Origin of the sequence: Pseudarthrobacter sp. P1 (assembly GCF_050156935.1) — a bacterium.
GTDB lineage: Bacteria > Actinomycetota > Actinomycetes > Actinomycetales > Micrococcaceae > Specibacter.
This window is the reverse complement of sequence record NZ_CP189584.1, coordinates 1414825-1433299: the sequence shown is the minus strand read 5'-3', so window position 1 is coordinate 1433299 and position 18475 is coordinate 1414825. Positions and strand designations below refer to the sequence as shown.

The 18475-nt window shown below is 66.7% G+C and carries 19 protein-coding genes and 1 pseudogene; 8 read left to right on the top strand and 12 right to left on the bottom strand.

Annotation, left to right across the window (positions count from 1 at the left end; genetic code table 11):
* Positions 1 to 440: 440 nt before the first annotated feature.
* From ACQCSX_RS06845 to ACQCSX_RS06805, 9 genes and pseudogenes are all read right to left on the bottom strand, one after another.
* Positions 441 to 2690, bottom strand: coding sequence for a putative transposase (locus ACQCSX_RS06845; protein WP_427018278.1), 2250 nt, complete (start codon positions 2688 to 2690; stop codon positions 441 to 443).
* A gap of 283 nt (positions 2691 to 2973) precedes the next feature.
* Positions 2974 to 3942 carry a nucleoside hydrolase gene (locus tag ACQCSX_RS06840; RefSeq protein ID WP_427018277.1) on the bottom strand — a complete coding sequence of 323 codons (969 nt, stop codon included), beginning with the start codon at positions 3940 to 3942 and terminating at the stop codon, positions 2974 to 2976.
* Positions 3943 to 4028: 86 nt separating this feature from the next.
* A pseudogene (locus ACQCSX_RS06835) lies at positions 4029 to 4895 on the bottom strand (nucleoside hydrolase); the annotation flags it as partial.
* Between the two features lie 147 nt (positions 4896 to 5042).
* Positions 5043 to 5837 carry an energy-coupling factor ABC transporter ATP-binding protein gene (locus ACQCSX_RS06830; RefSeq protein WP_427018276.1) on the bottom strand — a complete coding sequence of 265 codons (795 nt, stop codon included), beginning with the start codon at positions 5835 to 5837 and terminating at the stop codon, positions 5043 to 5045.
* Positions 5818 to 6681, bottom strand: coding sequence for an energy-coupling factor ABC transporter ATP-binding protein (locus ACQCSX_RS06825; protein WP_427018275.1), 864 nt, complete (start codon positions 6679 to 6681; stop codon positions 5818 to 5820). The genes ACQCSX_RS06830 and ACQCSX_RS06825 overlap by 20 nt, the downstream gene beginning before the upstream one ends.
* A complete protein-coding gene (locus ACQCSX_RS06820; RefSeq protein ID WP_427018274.1) occupies positions 6681 to 7496 on the bottom strand; it encodes an energy-coupling factor transporter transmembrane component T in 816 nt (271 codons plus the stop codon). Before ACQCSX_RS06820 ends, ACQCSX_RS06825 begins: the two co-directional genes overlap by 1 nt.
* Positions 7493 to 8161, bottom strand: a complete 669-nt coding sequence (locus ACQCSX_RS06815; protein WP_427018273.1) for an ECF transporter S component — start codon at positions 8159 to 8161, stop codon at positions 7493 to 7495. The genes ACQCSX_RS06820 and ACQCSX_RS06815 overlap by 4 nt, the downstream gene beginning before the upstream one ends.
* A gap of 61 nt (positions 8162 to 8222) precedes the next feature.
* Positions 8223 to 9209, bottom strand: a complete 987-nt coding sequence (locus tag ACQCSX_RS06810; RefSeq protein ID WP_427018272.1) for a LacI family DNA-binding transcriptional regulator — start codon at positions 9207 to 9209, stop codon at positions 8223 to 8225.
* A 23-nt stretch (positions 9210 to 9232) separates the two neighbouring features.
* Positions 9233 to 10231: a ribokinase gene (locus ACQCSX_RS06805; protein WP_427018271.1), complete on the bottom strand. Its 999-nt coding sequence runs from the start codon at positions 10229 to 10231 to the stop codon at positions 9233 to 9235.
* Positions 10232 to 10571: 340 nt separating this feature from the next.
* Between ACQCSX_RS06805 and ACQCSX_RS06800 the strand changes: the two genes are divergently transcribed.
* Together ACQCSX_RS06800 and ACQCSX_RS06795 are read left to right on the top strand one after the other, a co-directional pair.
* Positions 10572 to 10775, top strand: coding sequence for a hypothetical protein (locus ACQCSX_RS06800; protein WP_427018270.1), 204 nt, complete (start codon positions 10572 to 10574; stop codon positions 10773 to 10775).
* Positions 10776 to 10824: 49 nt separating this feature from the next.
* Positions 10825 to 11343: a putative immunity protein gene (locus ACQCSX_RS06795; protein WP_427018269.1), complete on the top strand. Its 519-nt coding sequence runs from the start codon at positions 10825 to 10827 to the stop codon at positions 11341 to 11343.
* Positions 11344 to 11540: 197 nt separating this feature from the next.
* On the opposite strand, the gene ACQCSX_RS06790 is transcribed toward ACQCSX_RS06795, so the two are convergent.
* From ACQCSX_RS06790 to ACQCSX_RS06780, 3 genes are all read right to left on the bottom strand, one after another.
* Positions 11541 to 12038, bottom strand: coding sequence for an N-acetyltransferase family protein (locus ACQCSX_RS06790; protein WP_427018268.1), 498 nt, complete (start codon positions 12036 to 12038; stop codon positions 11541 to 11543).
* The gene (locus ACQCSX_RS06785) at positions 12035 to 12385 is read right to left on the bottom strand and encodes an ArsR/SmtB family transcription factor (protein ID WP_427018267.1); all 351 of its coding nucleotides are present in this window, start codon (positions 12383 to 12385) and stop codon (positions 12035 to 12037) included. The genes ACQCSX_RS06790 and ACQCSX_RS06785 overlap by 4 nt, the downstream gene beginning before the upstream one ends.
* Before the next feature lie 96 nt (positions 12386 to 12481).
* Entirely contained in the window at positions 12482 to 13222 is a 741-nt protein-coding gene (locus ACQCSX_RS06780) for an aquaporin (protein WP_427018266.1), read from the bottom strand.
* 46 nt (positions 13223 to 13268) lie between these two features.
* On the opposite strand from ACQCSX_RS06780, the gene ACQCSX_RS06775 reads away from it, so the two are divergent.
* From ACQCSX_RS06775 to ACQCSX_RS06750, 6 genes are all read left to right on the top strand, one after another.
* Entirely contained in the window at positions 13269 to 13943 is a 675-nt protein-coding gene (locus ACQCSX_RS06775) for a metalloregulator ArsR/SmtB family transcription factor (protein ID WP_427018265.1), read from the top strand.
* 188 nt (positions 13944 to 14131) lie between these two features.
* Entirely contained in the window at positions 14132 to 14554 is a 423-nt protein-coding gene (locus ACQCSX_RS06770; protein WP_427018264.1) for an arsenate reductase ArsC, read from the top strand.
* Positions 14555 to 14578: 24 nt separating this feature from the next.
* Positions 14579 to 15556, top strand: a complete 978-nt coding sequence (gene trxB / locus ACQCSX_RS06765) for a thioredoxin-disulfide reductase (protein ID WP_427018263.1) — start codon at positions 14579 to 14581, stop codon at positions 15554 to 15556.
* 205 nt (positions 15557 to 15761) lie between these two features.
* Positions 15762 to 16331, top strand: coding sequence for an FAD-dependent oxidoreductase (locus ACQCSX_RS06760; protein ID WP_427018262.1), 570 nt, complete (start codon positions 15762 to 15764; stop codon positions 16329 to 16331).
* A gap of 16 nt (positions 16332 to 16347) precedes the next feature.
* Positions 16348 to 16767: a low molecular weight phosphatase family protein gene (locus tag ACQCSX_RS06755; RefSeq protein WP_427018261.1), complete on the top strand. Its 420-nt coding sequence runs from the start codon at positions 16348 to 16350 to the stop codon at positions 16765 to 16767.
* Between the two features lie 120 nt (positions 16768 to 16887).
* Complete coding sequence (locus ACQCSX_RS06750; RefSeq protein WP_427015697.1) at positions 16888 to 18330, top strand: IS1380 family transposase; 1443 nt, start codon at positions 16888 to 16890, stop codon at positions 18328 to 18330.
* Positions 18331 to 18475: the final 145 nt, after the last annotated feature.

Below are 18475 nucleotides of genomic sequence, written 5' to 3'. Positions count from 1 at the left end.
TCATGTTCACAAGATTCGCCAGCCACACCCCATATGGGTTGTAGAGAAGTCAAAACTTTGGGGAAATTTCGCACTATGACAGACAACCAGAGGTCGATGCGTCAACAGTGGTCGTCATTTTATGGTTCAAGAAGCCCAATGCCAGAATCGGGTAAAAAGCTGGCTCGGCTGACGGGATATGGCTTCGGACGGGCTGTAGGCCAACGACTTGATGGCAGAACCGGGACATTTTCTTGCTGGGTGAGAAGAACTCCGGCTTATCAAAGAGACGAACAATGGTCACCGCCGCAAGAAATGGAAATCTACGGGCTCCTCTTTTTGTCACGGTGAACCGGTCTTGGAGAAGTTCCGTTGTCCTAGTGGAGCGGACAGTCTCGCTCTACACCGACGTAAGCAAAAGGTACGCGTGGGCACGTCTTCAGGACTCGGGACATCACGATTTAATTCCCCGGAGCCGGGGCCTTCGTTTTGATGGCGTATTTGAGGATGAGGCCGGTGCCGGGGTAGCGGGTTTCGGTGCCGGTGAGGTGTTCGCAGAGTTCCGCAAGGGCCCTGGTCGCCCTGGCTGTTGGCAGCGGGTCCAAGGTGATTGTCAGCTGGCCGGGGATGGTGGGGTCGATGTCGCCGGATTGGCTGAAGGCGTGGCGGATGAGGGCGTGGGCTTCGTCGGCGGCGCGTTTGTAGCCGGTGTTCGTGCGGATTTCCCGGGCGAGGGACATCATCGTGTTGTAGGCGGCCATGCGGATTCCGTGGTGGATGAGTTTCGTCCCGGTGTCCGCCACCTGCTGGCCGGGGGCCAGGTCCCCGAGCCGGACCCTGGCAGGAAGGGACTTGTGGGCGGCTTCCACGGCGTCGAGGGCTGCTTCGGCCTCCCAGCGGGGTGCCTCGATCGCATTGACCATGGCATTGGTGAGAATGAGGCCGGTCGTTCCCGGTGGCGGGGTGTGCAGGATGAGCAATGCCGCGTCGGTGTCGGCGGCAATGTCGGTGAAGTGCTTCTTCGCGGCCACAACCCGTTGGTACGCCGTGGCCTTGGCGGGGTTGGGCACCATCCGGTCCGGGTCATCGTCCACTGACGTGTAGGAATCGTGCGAGTCCAGGTCGAAGTGCATGCGGGCGTAGCGGAACTGGTTCTCCTGCCGCCACCTGGCCCCCATCCGGTAGACCGCCTCCCCGGCCGGCAGGTCGTGATCGGTGGTGAGGATGTGGATCTGCCGGGTGGCGCCGCCGGCCGTTGGAACGGTGCGGGTGATCTGGCGGGTTTGGAAGACTTCCCCGGTGGTTTTGCTGCCGGCCAGGGGCAGGTCCACGAGCGTGTCAGCGACCGGCCAGGACCGGGTTTCACCGTGCCCGTCCGTGTGGGACACCTCGGTGAACAGGGACGCGTCGATGTCTTCTGTTTTGCCTTTCCGCCAGGTCAGCACGTCAAAACCCTGGGCAGCCATGTGCGCGAAGAGGGCCGGGGACCAGCCGCCGCGGTCAAAGCCCACGAGCACCCGGCGGGAATCGCCAATGATGGTGCGCAGTTCGGGGAGGATGCGGCGCAGCTCGCTGGCCAGGGAGGCGCCGGGGTCGGCCATAACCAACAAGACCGGGGAGCCGTGGGCGTCACTGACCCAGGTTTCCTCGGTCGCCGGGACCGGGAACTTCAACCGGGTCGAGTAGAGCTTGCCGATCTTTTTCGTGCCCTGGTAGGCGCGCACATGCCCATCAACATACAACACGGCGGCGAGGTTCTCCCCGCCGGGGCCGGCCGCGTGCAGGTGGTGGGCGGCCAGGGCGGCAATCAGTTCGGCGGCTTTGCCTGTTTCGGCGAGCCGGCCGATTTTGCGGCGGATGGTCTTTACTTCCGGGGCGCGGTCCAATCCGAGGATCCGGCCCAAATCCTGGGGGGTGAAGCGGGTCGCGCCCTCGGCGCGGGCCTGCCCGGCCAGGGCACGGAGCACCGCGTCGATGAGGATGGTGTCCAGCCCGTAGAAACCGTTCGGCAAGGCCCCCAGTGTTTCCCGTGCACAGGCGAGCAGGCCGGAGCGTTCCAGGGCCGGGAAGGCCAGGAACAACCCGGCATGCGGGATGCGGGCCGCCGGGGCAAACACCGGGGCAGCGCACCCGGGCACGCCCGCGGCGGCACGCTCCACGGAACGGGCCACCGGTGCCGGCAGGACCGGCAGTTCCGCGGCAACGGGCGCCGGTGCCGGTTCCGGTTCCCCAGTGGGTGTTTGCGCGGCTTCGGCCCCCTGCCCGGCGGCGAGTTTCAGGGCCCGGCGGACACTGAACTCGGAGACGCCGACCGCATCGCCGACGGCCTGCTGGGACAGGCCGGTGCCGCGCAGTTCCACGATGCGGGCGATGACGTCGCCGCTGAGCCGGGATGCCTTTTTGGGGCCTTTCTTTTCCGGAACGAGGGACACGATGCCGCCGGCGGCCAGCAATTGTCCCCACAGCCACACCATTCCGGGAGTGACCTCGAAAGCGGCGGCGACCTCACCCACCGGAGCGGCCTTCATCTGCGCCAGCTTCACCGCCGCCCACCGGCGTGCGGCCTCATCGCCGGCATCCCAGGAAAACACCACCTGGCCGTGGAGGTAAACGGCACCGCCGCCGGCACCATCGCGTTCCAGGGAACCAGCCAATCCCAGGGGCGCGGCATCCAGGACCATCGCCACGGGAAGGGGAGGCTGGGTAGTCACGACACCCATCATTCCACCCTTCCAATCGATACGGATTCTTGAATCTATTATATCGAATATCGGTAGGGAATTAACAGCCCTTCACCGACCAAGAACCCCGAAAAATCAACAAACCCGCAAACCCGTCACCCGACCATGACCGGAGTCCTGGTCTTTGGCTTTGCTGTTTCGGTCGATGAGTGACAGGTTCTGCCCAGAAAACATCAATTCACCACGCAGGAGGCCGGTCGGCCGGTGCGGCGCAGCGTCCGGAGCGGACACCGCGCAGCACCGGCGGGAGGCACTAGACGGCTACGCGCGCGATGCCCAGGGTGCCCAGAAAGAGGTCCAGAACCTTGGGCACATCGGCGCTGAGCACCACCTTGACGGTGGGCCACTGGCCGGCCGTCCCGTGGATGGTGTCCTCGCCCACGTGGACGCGGCGGTCCACAATGGTCTGGCCGCGGCTGGCCCCGGCGGCAAGCTGCACCTGCACCGGCAGCGTCTCGCTGTGCATGAGCTCGTCCGCCACCAGCGCACACACCGCGCCGGCGTCGCCAATCAGGCTGAACGCGCGGTCCGGCTCGCCCTCGGGGCCCGGGACGCGGAACGACAGCAACCCGCCGAGCACCTGGGCCACGTGGTTGTCGGCGGCAGCCAGCTGATCGACCTCGTCCGCATCCACGCCCACCGTGTTGAAGACGTCCAGCCCGTACATGGTCAGCGGCACGCCGCTGTTGATGACGATGTGGGCGGCCTCGGGGTCGTGCCAGATGTTGAACTCGGCCACGGCGGTGGCGTTGCCCACCGAGGCGGAGCCGCCCATGAACAGGATCCGGGAAATCTTTTGCGCACATTCCGGGTAGGTGCGCAGCAGCAGCGCGACGTTGGTCAGCGGCGCCAGCGCCACCAAGGTGATCGGCTCGGGAGAATCGGTGAGCACCTGGCGCATCATTTCCACGGCATGCACCGGCAGCGCCCGGCGCGAACTGGCGGGCAGGTTGACGTTGCCCAAGCCGTCCTCGCCGTGCACATAGGCGGCACTGCGCGGCTCCTCGACCAGGGGCCGGATGGCGCCCCCGGCCACCGGGATGTCCGGGGCATCCACGACGTCGAGGATCTTCAGCGTGTTCTCCACCACGCTGTCCAGCCCGACATTGCCGGATACGCAGCTGATGGCCCTGACATCCACGTCCGGGTGCTTGACGGCGAACATGATCGCCAGGGCATCGTCGATGCCGGTGTCTACATCCATCATGATGGCGTGTTTCATGGTGTGGTCCTTCTTTCGTAGCGGGGGTGCAGCGGACGACGGCGTCCGGCCGGCCCGGGCGGGCCGGCGAGGGTGTTGTGGTGGTGTTAGTACACGGGCTGGGGCAGGCGGGCCACCGTGCCGCGCAGGAGCTCGTAGAACTTCGCCGCATCGGTGTCCAGGGCCACGAAGGCGTTCGGGGCGCGCCCGCTGATGCCCTTGAGGTCCACGATGGTGCGCCCGTAGGTGTGGAAGCCCACGGTGTCCGCTTGGACGTTGAGGTGTTCCAGCCCAATGACGCTGGGGTCGATGGCGTAGGCAACGCAGAGGGCGTCGTGCACGGCGGCCGTGGAGGCGGTGTCGTTGCCGCGGATGTAGTAGTCCAGGATCTGGGCGGTGGCCAGCGCCGCCGGGCTGCCCAGCGCGGCCAGCTCGCGGCACTGCGCCGCGGACACAAGTGCTTTGCGGGTGGCGTCCAGGGTCACCAGGACCAGCCGCTGGAAACCGGCACTGAACACCACCTCGGCGGCCACCGGGTCCTTGAAGATGTTGAACTCGGCCTGGGAGGTCTCGTTGCCGTGGGAGGCGGAACCGCCCATGATGACAATCTCCTCCACCGCATCCACGATCTCCGGCGCCACCGTCACGGCGGCGGCGATGTTGGTCAGCGGCGCCACCGGGATGAGCGTCACCTTTTCCGTCGCCGCACGCAGCGTCTCGACCAACCACTCGACGGCGCTGGCCGACTGCACCGGCACCGAGGACGGAGGCAGGGCCAGCTGCTCCTGGTGGACGGGGGTGGCCGAGCTGACGAAGTCCGCGGGTGTGGGGAAGGGATGCGGGGCAAACGGCTTCGCCAACCCGCGGAACACCGGAACGTCGCTGCGGCCAATGTGGCTGAGCACGCGCAGGGTGTTCTCCGTGGTGTTCTCCACCGGCAGGTTGCCGGCCACGGTGGTGCAGCCCAGCAGCCCAGCAGCCGGATGTCCGGGTGCAGCGCCGCCATCATGATGGCTACGGCGTCGTCATTGCCGGTATCCACATCCAGGATCACGTTCTTCATGGCAGGGTCCGCTTTCTTCTCGTTCACGGGTGGCGCGCCGGGCGCCCGATGGGGGTGGCTAGGGGACCAGTGCGACGACGTCGTCCAGGTGGAGGGCGGAGTCGCTCAGGCCCAATTCCCGGGCCAGCTGGGCCACCTCGGGCCGCTTCAGCTTGGCCGCCGTGAGGACAGCGTCGTCGGCGAAGACCTCCGCGCAGGTGCCGTCGGCGATGATCTTGCGGTTGGCCATGGCCACCACGCGGGTGAAGGAGTCCACTACAAAGCGCATGTCGTGGGTGATGGTGATGACGGCAACACCCTGGGACTGCAGCTGGTCCATCAGCCGGTTCAGCAGCTTCAGGCCCTGGCTGTCCAGGCCGGCGGTGGGCTCGTCCAGGATTACGTACTTGCACTCGCCCACCAGGATGGAGCTGATCGCCACGAACTTCTTGATGGCGAACGGCAGGTCGTTCGGGTTTACCTTCAGGTACCGGCCAATGCCGGCCATCTTGGCTGCCCGCTTGACCCGCTCGGCGCTCTTGGCGGCATCCCACTTGAGGTACTTGGGCATGTACTCCAGCTCGCCCTGGACATCGCTGCCAAAGATCTGGTCGTCCGGGTTTTGGAACACGTACCCCACCGTGCGGGCAATGGTGGCGGTGGTGTGTTCCGTGGTGGACTCGCCGTCCACCACGACGGTGCCGGTGCTGGGTTTGAGCAGCCCGTTCATCATCTTGACGGTGGTCGTCTTGCCGGCGCCGTTCTGGCCCACGATGGCCACGCGCTCGCCGTCGTTGATCCGCAGGCTGACGCCGTCAACGGCCAGCGACCCGTCGGGGTAGGAGTATGACGCGTCAGAGAGCACTATGGGCATGGGAAGCCTCCTGGATTCGGTCCGCTACCAGTTCCCTGGCTTCGGCACGGGTGATGGGAATGGAACGCAGCGGCCGCCCTGCCTGCGCCAGGGCGAGCCCCAGCTCGGTCACCTCGGGGCGCGGCACGCTGGCATCGACCAGTTCGGCCGAGACCAGCACGTCGCGGGTCGGGCCCTCCAGAACCACCTCGGCGCCCTTCAGAACGATGAGGCGGTCCGCGTACTCGGCCATTAGGTCGATCTTGTGTTCAACCAGGATGATCGACTTGCCGCGTTCCTTGAGCTTGCGGATGATGGCGAACACCGCCTCCGACGCGTCCGGGTCCAGCTGTGAGGTGGGTTCGTCGATGACGATGAAATCCGCATCCATGGCAATGATGGAGGCGAATGCCACCTTCTGCCGCTGGCCACCGGACAGCTCGTTGGGGTTCTTTCGGATCAGCGCCTCGATGCCGAGCTCGCGCACCACGGCTGTGACCCGTTCGATCATCTCCTCGCGCTCGACGCCCAGGTTTTCCAGGCCCAGGGCGATCTCCTCGAAGACCGTTTCCTTGACGCCGCTGATCTGGGTGAACGGGTTCTGGAAGACGTAGCCGATGGCCTTGGACAGCTCGGCGGGGTCCCACTCCAGCAGGTCCTTGCCCAGGATCTTGACCTGGCCGGTGAGGTCGCCGTGGTGGAAGTGCGGGATGATGCCGCGGATGACGCTGCACAGGGTGCTCTTGCCGCTGGCGTTCAGGCCCACCACCCCATAGAGCAGGCCGGGCTTGATGCTCAGCGAGACGTTCTTGAGTGCGGGCTTGTCGCCGTAGGCATAGGTGAAGCCGACGTTGTGAAGTGACACTAGTTCCATATGAACACTGCTCCAGCAATTGAAAGGACGGCGGCGGCCACGACGGCGCACACCAGCGTGGTTTCGGCGGCAGCCACCGGACGCAGGCTGACCAGGTGGGAGTGCTGGCTGCGCGAGTTGAAGGCCCGCGCATCCAAGGCCAGCGCCCGTTCCTCGGTTTGGCTCATGGCCGCCAGAAAGACCGGCGCCAGGATCGGGGCGAAGGCCGTGACACGGCGGGCGATGCCGCCCTCCGTCTCAATGCCCCGCGACTTTTGCGCATCCATGACCACCTTGGTGTTCTTGCCCAGGTCGGTGATGGCCTGGAAGGAGGCCAGGATGACGTAGGTGGCGCGCGGGGTGACGCCACGCAATTCCAGCGCCAGCATGAGGTTCTTCATCGGGGTGACCGTGAAGAACAGCGTCATGGCGCCGCACAGCGCCATCACCACCAGGGCGAAGCCCAGGCCCTGGGCGATGCCCTCGGAGCTGATCGAAAGCGGCCCCGCGGTGAACAGGACGTGCTCGCCCGGCAGGAAGGCGGCGCGCAGGACAAAGAGGATCAGGCCGACGACGGCGAACAGCTTGCCGTAGGCGGGCAGGAACGTCTTGCCCACCCCGGCGGCCAGGGACAGTACCACGAACAGCAGGCAGATGGCGGCCGGTCCGGCGGGGCCGGGCAGCGCCACGGCGGCCACCGCGCAGGCCAGCATGATGATGGCAAAGCTGATGGGGTTCAGGTCCCGGACCGGGTTGCCCGTGGTGGCAGGGGACCGGAAGCTGTTGATGAACTCCTGGTCGAGCTCGTGGGCGGTGGCGGTGCTCATCGGCCAAGGGCCAGTTCGTCGTCGTCCTCGTCGGCGGTGATGCTGGCGGCGGGGGTGGTGGCCTTGTTGAGGTAGACGTGGCCCAGCGGCAGCTTGACGAAGAGCCGGGTGGGGATGCGCTTGAGGATCAGGAAGACGACCAAGACGGTGGGGATCTTGTCCAGGAAGTCCATGGGAATCGCAGCGGTGAAGACAGCGGTGTTGAGGTCCATGCCGGCCGCCACCAGGGCGCCGACGATCAGGGCGCCGCCGCTGCCTCCGAGGCCGCCAAAGATCCAGATGGTGAGGAGGCTGCCGAGGATGCTGCCAATCAGCGCGAAGGGAATGGAGGAGAGCAGCGTCTTCCACAGGCTCTTGAAGACGCCGTGCTTGGACAGCCAGCCAGCCAGCAGGCCGAACATGATGCTCAATGTGGCGTACGGTGCCAGCGTCGGGGAGGTGATGGAGTTGATCAGGTTCGAGATCAGGCCGACCAATGCGCCGGGCAGGCCGCCGCAGACGGCACCCACCAGGATGGTGCCGATGCTGTCCAGGTACATGGGGAGCTTGAGCAGGATGGCGATCTGTCCGCCGATGAAGTTGGTGGCGATGCCGATCGGGATCATGAAAATGGTCAGCCGGCCGTAGTTGCGCATCAGGTCGGAAAATCCTCGTTGATTCTTCACGTTGTTACCTATTTCTATGTCGTGTGGTGTCGGAGAGTGCCGGGGATGGTGCGGGCCGCAGCTAGTGCTGGCCGCAGGATGTCCTCAGCCGGAGTGAAAAGTTGCAGGTCTTGTGGACCACGCCGGCGTCGCGGGGACGGGTCAGCAGGTCGACGGCGGCCTGGGCAATGTCCTTCAGCGGCTGCATCACCGTGGAGATGGCCGGGATGGAGAATTCGGAGTCGTCGGTGCCGTCAAAGGTGATGATGGCCAGGTCCTCGGGGACACGGATGCCGTGTTCCGCGGCCGCGACCAATACGCCCACGGCCTGTTGTTCGTTGGAGGTGAAGATGGCCTCCGGCAGGGCATCGGCGGCAAACAGGCGGCGACCGGCGTCCAGGCCGCCGCGGCGGGAAAAATCCGCCTCGAGGCACCAACGCGGCTCGACCGGCAGCGCGGCCGCGTCCATGGCGGACTGCCAGCCGCCGCGCCGGTCCCCGGCGGTGAACAGGTGCGGGGGACCGGCGATGATGCCGATCCTGGTGTATCCGTGTCCGATCAGGTGCTCCGTGGCGGCCCGTGCGCCGGCCACGTTGTCGACGGCGACCGAGGAGACGGAGCCCCGGTGGTCCACGCGGTCAAGCATGACCACCTGGACGCCGGCGTCGATGGCGGGCTGCACATCGGCGTCGGAATCAACGCCGATGAACAGGATGCCGTCGATCTGGCGCTGCAGGAACATCTTCAGCAGCGCCTGTTCACGGACCTTGCTTTCGGACGAGTCGCCCAGCAGCAGGACCTTGCCGTGCGTGGACAGGACCTCCTCCAGTTCGTGGGCCAGCTCGGCGAAGAAGGGGTTGGAAATGTCCGGCACGATCAGTCCGTAGGCGCCGCTGACACCGGAGGCCAGGGCCTGGGCGATGCTGTTGGGCGTGTAGCCAACGGCCTCGATGGCGGCCAGGACCCGTTCACGGGTGCTTTTCGCGACAGGCCGCGGCCCGCCGTTGACGACATAGCTGACGACGGCGACGGAGGTGCCGGCCTCGCGGGCCACGTCCACCCGGGTCACGTTGGCTGATTTCCTGGCGACCATCACAGGGCCACCCCGGAACTGTTGGCCAGCACCGTGGCCAACTCGCCGCGCGTCGGGTAGGCCGTGGTGGTGCCGCGCTTGCCGACGGCGGCCGAACCGGCGGCAACGCCCCAGCGGACGGCTTCGCGAAGGGACGCTCCGGCCGCCAACAGGGAGACGAGGGCGCCGACAAATGCGTCGCCGGCACCCGTGGTGTCCACCACGGCCTCCGGCACGGGCGAGGGCTGGTGCCACACTCCCGCTCCATCGGCCCCGACGGCGCCATCGGGGCCGAGCGTGATGACCACCGAGGCGGCCACCATGGCGGCCAGCGTCTGCGCGGCCGCTGCCGCGGATTCCGGGTCGGTGAGGGGGACGCCGCGGCCTGCAAATCGGTCCAGCAGGATGCGGGCTTCGCCCTCGTTGACAATCAGCGGGTCGGCCAGGCGGAGCACATCAGCAGGCAGCGCAATCGCCGGGGCGAGGTTGATGACCACCCGCACGCCGTGTGCATGGCATTGCCGGACGAAGGCCGCAGTGGCCGCGGCGGAGGTTTCGCCCTGGGCCAGGGCCACCGTGGCCGGGGCCGTGGTCTGCGCCAGGACGCGCCCCACCGTTTCGCCCAGCTGGGCGGCGTCGATGTCGGCGTTGGCGCCAGACACCACGGCAATGGTGTTCTCTCCGCTGGCGTTGACGGTAATGTACGCGGCACCAGTGGGCGCATCGGGCGAGGTCATTAGCAGGGTGCTGGCGATGCCAAAGCCCTCGAGCCGGTCGCGGACAAAGTCTGCACCGCCGTCGCGGCCTACCTGGCCGACGAAGTGGACGGTGGTCCCGAACAGGGAGGCGGCCACGGCCTGGTTGGCGCCCTTGCCACCCAGTCCGGCGGTTCCGCCCTGGGCCAGAATCGTTTCCCCGGGTTCGGGGAAGGCCTGAACATAGATGAAGTTGTCGATGTTGATGGAGCCAAGAACGACGGCGCTGCCCGTTCGGGTGGTCGTGGTGTCCAAGTCGTTCAAGTCCATCTCCTCGTCGAGAAATCCTTAGCGCCGGTGGAACCGGCGGCTGGTCTACACCGCTTGTCTACACCGCTTGTCTACGCGCGTAGAGTCCGTGTCCTTGGAATAGTAGACAGGGGGATTTGGGCGAGTCAAAGATTTTTCGTGAGCCGCGTCACAATCAGATTTTGGTGCGACACAGAAGCCGGCCGGGGCCGGCGGGGGAGTGGCACCCAATTGGTCCGGGAGTCGGATTCGCCGACCGCGTGCCGGCTTTGAGCGCAATAGGCCGGAAGGTGCCCGGCCTTCCCCGACCGCCTGTGGCACCACTAGAATTTAAGTCCCACCCCACGACGGGAGAATGGCCATGATGCGCAGAATCGGCAGGAATCGAATAGGCCTGATCGGCACCATTTATCTGGTCATCGGAGTAGTGGTTGCCAGCACCCACGGGTATTTCGTTGCCTGGAACATTCCCGGCAACATTCTGGAAGGTCTGGCGGCAATTGTGCTTTGGCCGGTCGTGGCCTTCTTTGCCGTCGATCTGCATGCGTTGATTGCCTAGGGCGTGTTGCCATAACCGTTCGAGCTTCGTGAATGGTAGGAATGGGCGTGTGCCGATCCTCCCGAAAGAGCGTGATCCTCGGCTGATCACCATCCGTCGCGGGGGCACTCTGACGGACGAACACCACCGGCTGTTGGCTGACTGGGCCCTCGTGTGCGCCGGGCACGTGCTGCATCTGTTCGAGGATCATCAACCAGGCGACAGCCGGCCCCGCGACGCCATCGATGCCGGCCGGGCCTGGATCCGCGGTGAGGTGCGTATGGGTGACGCACACCAAGCGGCCTTCCAGGCGAATGCCGCGGCGCGCGGGATGCCCGATCCAGCGAAGTTCGCCGCACTGTCGGCGGGCCAGGCGGTTGCGGTGGCCCACGTCGCCGCCCATGATCTGGGCGCTGCGGCGTACGCCATTCGGGCGGCCGGTGCATGCGTCCCGGCCGACGACGCTGCGCAGGCTCGGGCCCAGGAACGGGAGTGGCAGCGGGTGCACCTCCCTGCCGCTGTCCGTGGACTCGTTCTCGACGATCAACAACGCCGGAGCGCCATCTGCTGGCACGTCTTCGACGACTGATCCGAGGCCTGCCACTTATCCGCTTCTGCCGCGCCCGGCACTACCCGGCTGCGGACCAGGCTCGCTCGAACTCCGCCCTGGTGATCTCCCATGCCGCCCCCAGCCCCACCAAATGAGGAGACGCGCCCCATATGACTGTTAACTTTCGTTTGGCGGTTCCGGGGTTCCCTGAACGTGCATGGCGGCACGTGTCCGCATTACAGTCGCAGTTCCACCAGGAGGGTGTCACGCCAAACTCCGGCGTGGGGGCCGTGGTTCATGTGGGCGATGCGTTCGCGGCGGCCGATCCGACGGAAGCCTGCCTTCTCGTGCAGGGCCAGGCTGGGAAGGTTCTCGGGGAAGATCGATGACTGGACCGTCCAATAGCCGAGGCCCCGCGCCCGCCCGGCCAGGCCGCGCAGCAGTAGGAGGCCGAGGCCTTGGCCAGCGGCGGCGGGGTCGACGTAGACGGAGTGCTCGATGACGCCCCGGTAGACCTCCCGGGAGGAGGTGGGCGTTGCTGCCGCCCAGCCCTGCACCGCACCGCCGCCGTCTGTGGCGACGAGGCTCAGTCCCGGGATCCGGGAGGCGAAGAACTCTTCCGCTGGGGGCGGGGCGTCGGCGAAGGTGGCGTTGCCGCCGGCAATCCCCGCGGCGTAAATCCGCACCACGGCAGCCCAGTCGGCGGGCACCATGTCCCGGATGCCGGCGTTCACAGGGCCAGGATGCTCTCGGAGACGGCCTCCAACGCGCCGGGCACCAGCGAGTAGTACGCCCAGGTGCCGCGCTTCTCCCGCGACAGCAGTCCGGCGTCGACCAGGATTTTCAAATGGTGGGACACCGTGGGCTGGCCCAGGTCCAGCGGTTCGGTCAGGTCGCAGACGCAGGCCGCTCCGGAGGGTTCGGCCTTGACGATGGAGAGCAGCCGCAGCCGGTTCGGGTCCGCCAGTGCCTTGAAGACCACGGCCTTCCGCTTCGCCGCGTCGGCGCCCAGGGCCGGCGGTTCCGCCGGGGTGCAGCAGGCGTCGTCCGTTGCCGGCTCGAGTGTGGGCAGTGCGTTCATGTACCCATTATGCCCGAATATTGACCACCATCAATGTATGGTCCAGGTCGGGAGCGGCCTCAGGGCTGAACCCGGCCCCGCGGGGCCGGGCGGGGTTTAGGAGTTGGTGGCCTCGGCGCTGTGCGGGAGAACGACGTCGTCCGCGGCACGCGCCGCCGACGGGAACAGGAGCGCGAGGAGACCCAGTCCCACCGCGGCGCCGACCAACTGCGCTAGCACGAAGCCAGGGACGGAGCCCGGCGCGATGCCGGCGAACGTGTCGCTGAAGATGCGGCCGACCGTCACCGCGGGATTCGCGAACGATGTCGAGGACGTGAACCAGTACGCGGCTCCGATATAGGCACCCACTGCAGGGGCTGCGACGGCGCCCTGCTTGGTGGCGGCCAGGGCAAAGATCAGCACGATGAGCCCCGCGGTGGCGACGACCTCGCCGAGCAGGTGCCCGCCGGTGGCGCGGTCTGTGCCAGAGATGGAGGTGCCCACCTCGAACATGGCGTTCGCGAGAACGCTGCCGCCGATCGCGCCCACGGTCTGTGCCGCCACATAGGCGCCCAGCTCCGGCAGGGCCAGCCCGGAGCCGCTGTGCCGGCCCAGGGTCCAGTCCACGGCCGAGACCAGCGGGTTGAAGTGCGCGCCGCTCACGCGCCCGAAGACGAGGATCAGCACCGTTAAACCCAGCACCGTGGCGGTGCTGTTCTCCAGCAGCTGCAGGCCGACATCGTTGGGGGAGAGGCGCTGGGCGGCGATCCCGGAGCCGACGACGATGGAAACAAGGAGGCAGGTGCCGAGCAGTTCTGCAATGGCGCGGCGCCACAACGGCGGCTGGTGTGAAGTCATGGACACCAGCTTGACCGATGAAACTAACTCAGTCAAAATTGAACCAATGGATATTGAGCAAACGAACGCCTTTCAGACGAGGGTCGCCAAGCACGCCGCCCTCGCAGATCCAGCACGCCTGCGCATCGTGGACCTGCTGACCCTGGGCGACCTCTCCCCGACGGAACTGCAGTCCGAACTCGGCATGCCCTCCAACCTGCTCTCCCACCATCTGCGCACCCTAGAAGATGCCGGACTGGCGACACGCCACCGCTCGGAAGCCGACAAGCGCCGCAGCTACATCCGCCTCGCCTCCGGCGCACTGGACGGACTGGTGCCCGGATCCGACCACAGAGCCCGCCGCATCCTGTTCGTCTGCACGCGCAACAGCGCCCGATCTCAACTGGCCGCAGCACTCTGGCAGAGGGCCAGCGACATCCCGGTGTCATCGGCAGGGACCCACCCCGCGCAGCACATCGCTCCGGGGGCCATCGACGTCGCCCGCCGCCACGGTCTCGAACTGGCGGATCTGACACCCCGCCAACTGGACCAGGTGGCCAGGGACGAAGACCTCGTCGTCACCGTGTGCGACAACGCCCACGAGGAACTCCCGGGCCTGCGCGGTATCCACTGGTCCATCCCGGACCCCCTCCGCCTGAACACCCGGGAGGCCTTCGAGGAAGCTTTTGCTGACATCTCCCTCCGCGTCAACGACCTCGCGCCCCGCCTCCACGCCGCCTGACACCACCCGCGCCTGCAGGTGCTCCACCGGTGGAGGATCAGCCCGGATTAAATATTGACAATCATCAATATATTGGTCAATACTCCATATATCGACAGTCATCAATATCAAGACTATGGGGCAAGGGTGCGGACACGATGACCCAATCAGACCGAATTCCACCACCCAACCGATTCCAGGAGAAACCCGTGAGCACCGAAACCGCCAAGAAGCCCTCCGTCCTGTTTGTCTGCGTCCATAACGCCGGACGGTCCCAGATGGCAGCCGCCTATCTGACCACCCTGTCCAAGGGGGCGATCGAGGTCCGCTCCGCCGGCTCCGCCCCGGCGGACTCGGTCAATCCCGCCGCGGTGGCCGCGATGGCGGAGGAGGGCATCGACATGTCCGCCGAGATCCCCAAGGTCCTCACCGTTGAAGCTGTCAAGGAGTCCGACGTCGTCATCACCATGGGCTGCGGGGACACCTGCCCGATCTTCCCGGGCAAGCGCTACGAGGACTGGGAACTCGAGGACCCGGCCGGGCAGGGTGTCGACTCCGTGCGCCCCATCCGCGACGAGATCAAGACCCGCATCCAGGCCCTGATCGCCGACCTGGTCCCGGCCAACAACTAGCCCCACCGGCGAAGGAAAACCACCATGGCAACGGAACAGCTCATCATCATCGGTTCCGGCCCCGCCGGCTACACCGCCGCGATCTACGCCGCCCGCGCCGGCCTGGCCCCGCTGGTCATTGCCGGGGCCGTCACCGCCGGGGGAGCGTTGATGAACACCACAGAGGTGGAGAACTTTCCCGGCTTCCCCGCCGGGATCCAGGGCCCGGACTTGATGGCGGGCCTGCAGGAGCAGGCCGAGAAGTTCGGCGCCAGGGTCATCTTCGACGACGTCGTGTCGGCCCAACTCACCGGCCACATCAAGTCCGTGGTGACCGGGGCCGGGGAACGGTACGAGGCCCCGGCCGTCATCCTGGCCACCGGTTCCGCCTACAAGGAACTCGGCCTGGCCGAGGAGAAGAAGTTCAGCGGCCACGGCGTCTCTTGGTGCGCGACCTGCGACGGGTTTTTCTTCCGCGACCAGGACATCATCGTCGTCGGCGGCGGGGACTCGGCCATGGAGGAGGCAACCTTCCTGACCCGGTTTGCCAAGTCCGTCACCGTCATCGTGCGCCGTGGCGAGCTGCGTGCCTCCAAGATCATGGCCCAGCGGGCCAAGGACAACCCCAAGATCCGCTTTGCCTGGAATTCGGCGATCACCGCCATCCACGGCGACACCAAAGTCACCGGCGTCACCCTCACCGACACCGCCACCGGGGCGGTCAGGGGGATGGAGGCCACGGGCATCTTTGTCGCCATCGGACATGTGCCCCGCACCGACCTGGTCGCCGGCCAGATCGATCTGGACGAGGAAGGCTACATCCGGGTCGATGCCCCGACCACGGTGACCAACCTGACCGGGGTCTTCGCCTGTGGGGACGCGGTGGACCACCGCTACCGGCAGGCCATCACCGCCGCCGGCACCGGCTGCGCCGCGGCCCTGGACGCCGAACGCTACCTCGCCGCCCTGGCCGACGCGGACAGCATCGCCACCGCCCTCCTCGAAGAACCCTGCCACGCCTGACCCACCACGGGGGAGGGAGGTGAAGGCCATGGATGAGAACTGCTGCACCGGACAGACCGGGGACGAGCAGGACTGCGGATGCGGTTGTTGCTAACCGGCACCACCGCTTGATCCACCCGGTGCCCTGGCGGCCCACCACCCGGCAGGGTACCGCAGGACCCGACACGCACCTGACGTTGAACAACCCGAAGGAGAACCCCAGGACATGACGGAGACGGACATGACGGAGACGGACATGACGGAACAGCGCCACGACCTTCCGGTCGCGATCATCGGCGCCGGCCCGGTGGGCCTGGCCACCGCCGCGCACCTGATCGAACGCGGCATCACACCACTCATCTTCGAATCCGGAGACCAGATCGGTGCGGCCGTCCGGAAGTGGAGACACATCCGCCTGTTCTCCCCGTGGCGGCACAACATCGACCCCGCCTCCCGCCGCCTGCTCGAACCCACCGGCTGGGCCGAACCTCGGCTGACTTCCCTGCCCTACGGGGCCGACCTCCTGGAACCGTCGATCGTGGCTGCACTGGCCGAGGCCGTCGTGGACCTCTCCGAGGAGTTCCCCAAGCCCCTCACCGACGACGTCGTCCGCGCCGCGGACGTGGTGGTCACGATGGGGTGCGGGGATTCCTGCCCGATTTACCCGGGCAAACGGTATCTGGACTGGACCATCGAGGACCCGGCCGGCCAGGACCTGAACGGGGCCCGGCAGATCCGCGACGACATCGACCTGCTCGTCCGCGGACTCCTCAGCGACCTCACGGCCACCCACTAGGAAAGGCGCCAGACCGATGGCCACCACACCAGGCGTCCTGTTCGTCTGTGTCAAGAACGGCGGCAAATCCCAGATGGGCGGCGCCCTCATGCGCCACCTCGCCGGCGACGCCGTCACAGTCCACACCGCCGGCACCAAACCGGGCAAGGACCTCAACGCCGAATCCGTTCAGTCCCTGGCGGAGCTGGGCATCGACATCAGTACCGAGCACACCAAACCCATCACCGCGGACATGCTCGCCGACGTCTCCCTGATCATCACTCTCGGAAAGGAAGCCGTCGTCGACCCGGTCCCGGGGATCGAGAGCCGCAACTGGGACACCGACGAACCCTCCGAACGCGGCATCGGCGGCATGGAACGGATGCGCCTGGTCCGCGACGGCATCCAGGCCCGCGTCCAGGCCTTGGCCACCGAACTCGGCGCACCCAAAGACTAGCCCGGGGTTTTCATCAGGGTTGGGCTGAGGGGTGTGTTTAAGACACGAAAAGGTGCTCTGACAAGGGAAAATAGGGGTGTCTACGCCGTTATTTCCGTGTCTTGAAGGAGCACCTTTTCGATGCATCAGCCTACCAAGGTCTTCCCGTCCCTCCCGGTCACTTTCACCGGCCAGTCGCTGGTCTCCCATGCCGGGGGACGGATCCTGACCTCATTCATCGACGCCCTCGGGTTCCGGGACCTGTGCGAGGACCGGCTCGGGCAGTTCGTCCCCGCGATGGCCTCACACCGGCCCGGGAGGCTGCTCGGGTCGCTGGCGGTGATGCTCGCCGCCGGCGGCGAGCACGCCTCGGACCTGGACATCCTGCGCGCCCAGCCCGGCGTGTTCGGCAACGTGCCCTCGAACGCAACAGTCTCCCGGTTCTTCGAACGCACCGTGAAGAACCCGGACGTCTTCGATTACGGCTTTTCGACCCTGGCCAAGGAACTGCGGACCCGGGCATGGGAAGCCGCAGGAGACCGCAGCCCGGCGGTGAAGGCGACGGCCGCGGACCCGCTGCTCATCGACCTCGACGCCACCTTGGTGACCTCGCACTCGGACAAGGAACAGGCCACCGGAAACTACAAGGGCGGGTTCGGATTCGCCCCGTTCACCGCCAGCCTCGATTACGGTGCCGGCAGCGGCACCGGGGAGGAACTCGCGGTACTGTTGCGTCACGGCGGGGCCACGGCGAACAACGCCGAGGACCACATCCGCATCTTCGAGGCCGCCATCGCCGTCCTGCCCGACTCCCTCTACGGTGGGACCGGGGAACTGGACGGGGAGAAGATCCTGGTCCGCACCGACAGCGCCGGCGCGTCCCGGAAGTTCCTCTGGTACCTGCATTCGCGGGGCGTGCAGTTCTCCGCCTCGTACCCGGTGCCGGTCGGCAAGGCCCACATGATCGACTGGATCAACGACAAGAAATACTGGCAACCGGCCCTGGACCAGGACGGGGTCGAACGCGATGACGCCTGGGTCATCAACGCCACGCAGGTGATCCCGCTCGATGACTACCCGCCGGGGACGAAGATCTTCCTGCGCGCCGAACCGCTGCACCCCGGCGCGACACCGACCCTGCTCGACATCGACGGTCACCGTGTGACAGCGTTTCTGACGAACTCCCCGCGCTGGCACGGACCTTTTCTGGATGCCCGGCACCGGGCCCGCGGCCGGGCCGAGAACCGCATCAAAACCCTAAAGAACACCGGGCTCGGAAAGCTCCCCTTCTTCGATTTCGCTGCCAACCAGGCCTGGGCCAACCTCGCGGTCCTGGCCGCGAACCTGGTCTCCTGGCTCCAGCTCACCGCCCTGCCCGACGGCCACAAAGCACGGGGCTGGGACATCAAACGCTGGCGCTACCGGCTCTTCGCCACCGCCGGGAAAATCATCACCCGCGCCCGCCGGAACCACCTGCTGCTGCCCGCCGCCGCGCCGGAGCAACCCCTGATCAGCGCCCTGCTCGAAGCCATTGAACGGATCGCCGCAGCCGCGAACCGCCCCGCGGTCCTCCTGCGGGCCTGACACCGCAACCCCCCGTCAACCAACGAGCAGGAAAGAAGAACACCAACGGGAACAGTGGAAGCCCGCGCACAGCCCGGCGCCCCCGGGTCCATCAGCCACACCCGAAATCCGATTCAGCCCGCCGGGACGGCAAAACCCGCACCCA

Excerpts from the sequence above, each read along its gene's own strand:
- ACQCSX_RS06840 (WP_427018277.1), bottom strand. The coding sequence starts at position 3,942 with ATGAAACACGCCATCATGATGGATGTAGACACCGGCATCGACGATGCC.
- ACQCSX_RS06830 (WP_427018276.1), bottom strand. The coding sequence starts at position 5,837 with ATGCCCATAGTGCTCTCTGACGCGTCATACTCCTACCCCGACGGGTCG.
- ACQCSX_RS06820 (WP_427018274.1), bottom strand. The coding sequence starts at position 7,496 with ATGAGCACCGCCACCGCCCACGAGCTCGACCAGGAGTTCATCAACAGC.
- ACQCSX_RS06800 (WP_427018270.1), top strand. The coding sequence starts at position 10,572 with ATGGCCATGATGCGCAGAATCGGCAGGAATCGAATAGGCCTGATCGGC.
- ACQCSX_RS06785 (WP_427018267.1), bottom strand. The coding sequence starts at position 12,385 with ATGAACGCACTGCCCACACTCGAGCCGGCAACGGACGACGCCTGCTGC.
- ACQCSX_RS06780 (WP_427018266.1), bottom strand. The coding sequence starts at position 13,222 with ATGACTTCACACCAGCCGCCGTTGTGGCGCCGCGCCATTGCAGAACTG.
- ACQCSX_RS06775 (WP_427018265.1), top strand. The coding sequence starts at position 13,269 with ATGGATATTGAGCAAACGAACGCCTTTCAGACGAGGGTCGCCAAGCAC.
- trxB (WP_427018263.1), top strand. The coding sequence starts at position 14,579 with ATGGCAACGGAACAGCTCATCATCATCGGTTCCGGCCCCGCCGGCTAC.
- ACQCSX_RS06760 (WP_427018262.1), top strand. The coding sequence starts at position 15,762 with ATGACGGAGACGGACATGACGGAGACGGACATGACGGAACAGCGCCAC.
- ACQCSX_RS06755 (WP_427018261.1), top strand. The coding sequence starts at position 16,348 with ATGGCCACCACACCAGGCGTCCTGTTCGTCTGTGTCAAGAACGGCGGC.
- ACQCSX_RS06750 (WP_427015697.1), top strand. The coding sequence starts at position 16,888 with ATGCATCAGCCTACCAAGGTCTTCCCGTCCCTCCCGGTCACTTTCACC.